The sequence below is a fragment of the Oleiphilus sp. HI0117 genome, assembly GCF_001635235.1.
On the sequence record NZ_LWGA01000619.1, the window covers coordinates 1 to 4880 of the forward strand.

5 protein-coding genes are annotated in these 4880 nt (G+C 42.7%); 3 read left to right on the plus strand and 2 right to left on the minus strand.

Annotated elements, in window-relative coordinates:
* Nucleotides 1-552: response regulator (locus A3757_RS06930; RefSeq protein WP_156506242.1), on the minus strand; the 552-nt coding region annotated here is incomplete at its 3' end.
* A gap of 433 nt (nt 553-985) precedes the next feature.
* Here A3757_RS06930 and A3757_RS06935 point away from each other — a divergent pair.
* Together A3757_RS06935 and A3757_RS06940 are read left to right on the plus strand one after the other, a co-directional pair.
* Nucleotides 986-2455, plus strand: a complete 1470-nt coding sequence (locus tag A3757_RS06935; RefSeq protein WP_231875476.1) for an HD domain-containing protein — start codon at nt 986-988, stop codon at nt 2453-2455.
* A 28-nt stretch (nt 2456-2483) separates the two neighbouring features.
* Complete coding sequence (locus A3757_RS06940; protein ID WP_068508108.1) at nt 2484-3101, plus strand: TetR/AcrR family transcriptional regulator; 618 nt, start codon at nt 2484-2486, stop codon at nt 3099-3101.
* A gap of 28 nt (nt 3102-3129) precedes the next feature.
* Here the strand turns inward: A3757_RS06940 and A3757_RS06945 are convergent, their stop codons facing one another.
* Nucleotides 3130-3540, minus strand: a complete 411-nt coding sequence (locus A3757_RS06945; protein WP_068515273.1) for a phasin family protein — start codon at nt 3538-3540, stop codon at nt 3130-3132.
* Between the two features lie 178 nt (nt 3541-3718).
* Here A3757_RS06945 and A3757_RS06950 point away from each other — a divergent pair, with 178 nt between their 5' ends.
* Nucleotides 3719-4534, plus strand: a complete 816-nt coding sequence (locus A3757_RS06950; protein WP_068508906.1) for a YiiX/YebB-like N1pC/P60 family cysteine hydrolase — start codon at nt 3719-3721, stop codon at nt 4532-4534.
* Nucleotides 4535-4880 lie beyond the last annotated feature (346 nt).

A 4880-nucleotide genomic window follows, 5' to 3' on the forward strand; every position in this document is an offset into this window, starting at 1 on the left:
CAAAGATGGCATCACTCGATGCTCAAAGAAAATATCGTTCACTTTCTTTTCATTTTTTGGCAGCATTTTCTTTTTAATTTGCAATCCGGCTTTTTGGTCAGCCCTCAATTCCTGGAGACCCGCGCTCAGTTTCTTATAGCCTTCTTCAAGCTCTTTCTGTAAATGCTTATTATGCTTACTTAAACGAACCTTCTCTAGGATTCTATCGATCACATGATCAACATTAATATAGTCATTGACAGGTTTTAGAATGTAGTCCGAAGCACCTGCTCTTAAACACGCGACCACATCACCAGAGTTTGGCGTTTCCGATACAACAACCAAAGGGATAAGGTAACTATCAGCCTGACCCAATGATAAGTGAGCAATATCGGCATTGGTTACATCAGCAAACACCAAATCTACTGAAGTACTTGCCAATAACTCGTTTGCGTTATCGATCGTTGATGCAGTTTTTACTTGATAGCCCTTGGCACACAGATAATCTGCCAAGCGTAACAAGTCCTCTTTATGAGGGTCTAGCACCAGAATATGTTCAGCTAGCTGATCCATGATCTATACCTGCCAAACATTATTTAATAAGGTCAATACAATACTCACTAATTAATCACAGCCTTTTTATAACGCTTGATATACAGCGGCTAAGCTTTAAGGCACCCGACATACTATGCCTGGCGCGGCATCAAGGTTAATTTAATAATTCGAGTATAGGACAAGCTGAATACACGTCTAACCAAAACCGAGAATAATTTCATTTTTTCACCGGGACTGGCTAAAGATCACAGACTTACCGTGCGATACGCCAAATTCCTAACGATTTCACTTAAACTGATTAAACCTGCACAAGCATGCTAAAGTAATTAAAGAATTAATATACTTCTGCATAAAAGCTAAGTATTAACATACTCTTTTTATCAAAATATACCTTGAGACTATTCTCATTCATTAGAGTATTCACACTAATTAACAATTGGGGCTACGCTGCTTGAATTTATTGATAGAAGATTTACTTGGGGCGCATAAGAAGCTAATCATGGACCCAGTACACGGTGGCATACCTCTTTTGAGCCACGAAGTGGCCATGGTGGACCACCCTTTATTTCAGCGACTACGCTTTATTTGTCAGAACGATATCCTTTCTCTCGTATTTCCTGGCGCGACTCACTCACGCTTTTTACATAGCGTAGGTGTCATGCATGTTGGCGGGCGCATGTTCCGCGCAATGATTGAAAACTGTCTGAAACGCTGCTCCCAAGAACAGCGTTCAGTGGTAAAAACCGACACACTAGAAGCTATCAGCTACTTTCACAGGCTTGTTCGTTGTGCCTGCCTTCTACATGATGTTGGACATAGCAGCTTCTCGCACCAATTCAATCGAACCCCCTCTATTAAATCCCTTCTTGCTCAAGGAGGACGTTTTGAACATCTTTGGGCAGGCATTGACACCAGCGCTATCTATAAAGATCCGCCAACAATACTCGAGCATGAGCACTTTTCAGTTCGTGCTGCCTGGCAAATACTGCAAGATATCGATAACAAAGCACCAAGCCTGGAACCTTTAGATATTCTGTCTCTGATGGAAACCACCTCAATTTCCCCAAGTGATTTATTTAATCGACACGCTCACGCCCTTTGGCCGCTGATTGCTCCCAGCGACCTGGCGAATAATCCGGACTCCTTACCTGATGAATTCGCCAGCAAATTACAGCATGTTTTATCAAGCCTGGTATCGGGTGAGCTGGATGCAGACCGCGCCGATTACATGCTTCGCGACGGTTTTCACTCCTCGGTCACAATTGGAGGCTTTAACCTGGACCACCTGCTAAGCAATATTCATTTTGGTTGGTGTCCACAAACTAACTGGTTCGGTCTGGCAATTGCGGAAAAAGGCCTAAGCTCTCTAGAAGACTTTGTTTATAGTCGTCACCAAATGTATCGACAAGTCTACGCGCACAAAACAGCTCAAGGCTTCGACTGGCTGCTCCGCGCTGCGATTGATGAAGTGATGCAAAACCCCGAAGTGTCGAGCTTCGTTAACGCCAGTCTGGACAATATTGATAGTTTCAAGTATCTAACAGACAGCTATTTCTGGGAAGCTTTTCGAAAGCACGCTTCGGTTAAGAAAAACTCTTACTCTTCCTGTATTCTGGATAGACATAAGATGCGCTATCTAGCGACACGAGACAACCTCAGCAAAGAAGAAGAGCTTCATTACCTAAATTTCTTATCAAAGGAATTTGGTCACCCTGAGCAGCAATTAGTCTCATCTAGCATTACTGCACGATTCACAAAAATCAAAGATGGTTTTGAAGACATCAAAGTATTAGTATCAGATCATCAAAGACAAGCACCGACCTTAAAATTAATCTCGGATACCAGTCGTTTTTTTGATAAATTTACCGACGAAAGGATTACACACTTTTATCTTAATCCCGTCGACAAGGAAACGTATTAAGTTTACACGATAAGGACCCGGACGTTTAATGAAAACAAGAGATCGAATACTCCATAAAAGCCTGGAGCTTTTCAATGAGCTGGGTGAACCGAATGTCACCACGCTATTGATTTCTGACGAGCTTGATATAAGCCCGGGGAACCTTTACTACCACTTCAAAAGTAAAACTGACATTCTGACGAATTTATTTGAGTGGTTTGAAAATGAAATGGGAGCTCTGTTGGAAGCGCCCAATACAACGCCAGATATCGAGGATCAATGGTTCTTTCTGCACTTGATATTCGAGCACATTGAAAAGTACCAATTTCTTTATAAAGATATCGTCCATGTGCTCGGTCGCCATGACAATATCAAGCTACGCTTCAATAAAATCATTCAAAAGAAAAGGAAAGCTACGCTCAATATTTTGAAGGGACTAGAAGAGCAAGGCAGTATCGAAGCAAATAATGATGAGCTCGAAGCCTTGTGTGAGAATATCGTACTAACGGCAACGTTCTGGATCAATTACTGCATTGTCTCGAGCAACAAGAGTTTGTCTGAAGACATGCTCGCTCGAGGCGTTTATCAGGTTATCTCGCTGGTGGCACCGTTTTTAGATAAAGAACAGCGCCAACTACTCAACGAATTGAAAAAGGCCTACTTGTAGGCCGTTCTTCTAATCATTGATCAAACGATTATTTCTCAGCCAGTTTGGCCTCAAGCTCAGACACACGTTGTTCCAGTTCCGCAACACGATGATTAGTTGGAATCCCTAAGCGCACCAAAGCCGATGATACTCGCTGATCGAAAACACTCTCAAGCTTACCGAAGGTACCGCTGGCTTTCTCTCTAACATCCTCAACACGATCCTCTACCGCCTTGAACTGTTTTTCTACTACGCCACGGGTCAGGCTTTCTATTTCCTCACCTTCCTTTACAAGCTTGTCGAAAATCTTTCCGGTATCTTCTTCAGCTTTATTGTAGGCCCCTAAACCTGCCAACCAGATCTGACGTGCAGACTCTTTGATTTTCTCGGATAGCTGCGAGCTCTGGTCACCATCCTTTATTTGTTTGATCTCATCGCTCTGGTCGATATCTTTTGACATATTTCACCCTCTCGTTCGAGACTACTCAATACGGGTAATCGTGTCGCTATACACCCGGTATTGATTCAGTAACTAGCGTTTAACCAGCCCTGCATTAATAAGATTTTACAATTTAGCCTTTGTTGAATGCAGCTTTATTGTCTATACCCAATAGTATCGATAATAAAAGGTTTATGAAATGGGTTTGATAAGTAAATCGGCACTAATTGATTTAATCGTAGGCTGGTTGACACACGAGCGTCCTCCCAGCAGCATTCCTATGAGTGACTTTGAGCGCACACGCTACGAAATCAAACCTGGCGACGTAATCCTCATCGAAGGTCGTAGCCGAGTGAGTGATGTCATCAAAACCATTACTCAAAGCTGCTGGTCACATGCCGCTCTGTATATTGGCCGGCTTCATGAAATTGAAGACCCTACCACAAGACAAAAGGTTAAAGAATATTTTGACGGGCAACCCGACGTTCAGCTCATTGTCGAAAGTGAACTTGGTATGGGTACGCTAGTCAGGCCGCTATCAACTTACGATAGAGAGCATATGCGCATTTGCCGACCTAGGGATTTAACCTATGGCGATGCTCAAAAAGTAATAAATTACGCAGTCGGCCGACTTGGTACCGACTACGATATTCGCCAAATCTTCGATTTACTACGCTTTCTGTTTCCCTGGCTAGTGATGCCACGAAAATGGCGCTCGAGCCTATTCACCTCACATGTAGGCACCACAACGAAGACAGTCTGCTCAACAATGATCGCAGAGGCTTTTGCTTCAATTCAGTATCCGATTCTTCCCTTGGTCAAGCGCAGCGAGCAACATGAAGTAAAAATCTATCGACGCAACCCCAAACTGTGCACCCCCAGTGATTTCGATTACTCCCCCTATTTCGACATCATCAAATACCCTTTTATGAATTTTGCCCAATCACAACCTCATTACCGCCTATTGCCCTGGGATACGGACAATATTCACTCAGAACACAAACCACACCGCTAAGTGCTGGAGTTCCAGCACAGGCTAATCTCTCGTCGGCTAAAAACCATATCAAAGGTTAGCACGCCAACTTAGAAGAAAATATCATTAAAAAATGCTTGTTTTTTGAGCGATCTGACTAATACTTTGAGTGTCTGATAAGCGAAGTGCAATTATCAGCAATGAAAGACTTTCATGGATACTACTCGCACTATTTACCGGATTCGTATCCCAGCGAATCCGGTTTTTTTGCTTGACCTGAATTAAGAACATACTTCTCTTAGGTAATCTCAAATCCAAGCGATTTAATCAATAACTCTGCTCATGACTCTGCTACACTAAAACTAACAGACTGAATCTTTGTTCATTT

Bases quoted from the DNA above. Each gene is read 5' to 3' on its own strand.
- A3757_RS06945 (WP_068515273.1), bottom strand. From the start codon at position 3,540: ATGTCAAAAGATATCGACCAGAGCGATGAGATCAAACAAATAAAGGAT.
- A3757_RS06940 (WP_068508108.1), top strand. From the start codon at position 2,484: ATGAAAACAAGAGATCGAATACTCCATAAAAGCCTGGAGCTTTTCAAT.
- A3757_RS06950 (WP_068508906.1), top strand. From the start codon at position 3,719: ATGGGTTTGATAAGTAAATCGGCACTAATTGATTTAATCGTAGGCTGG.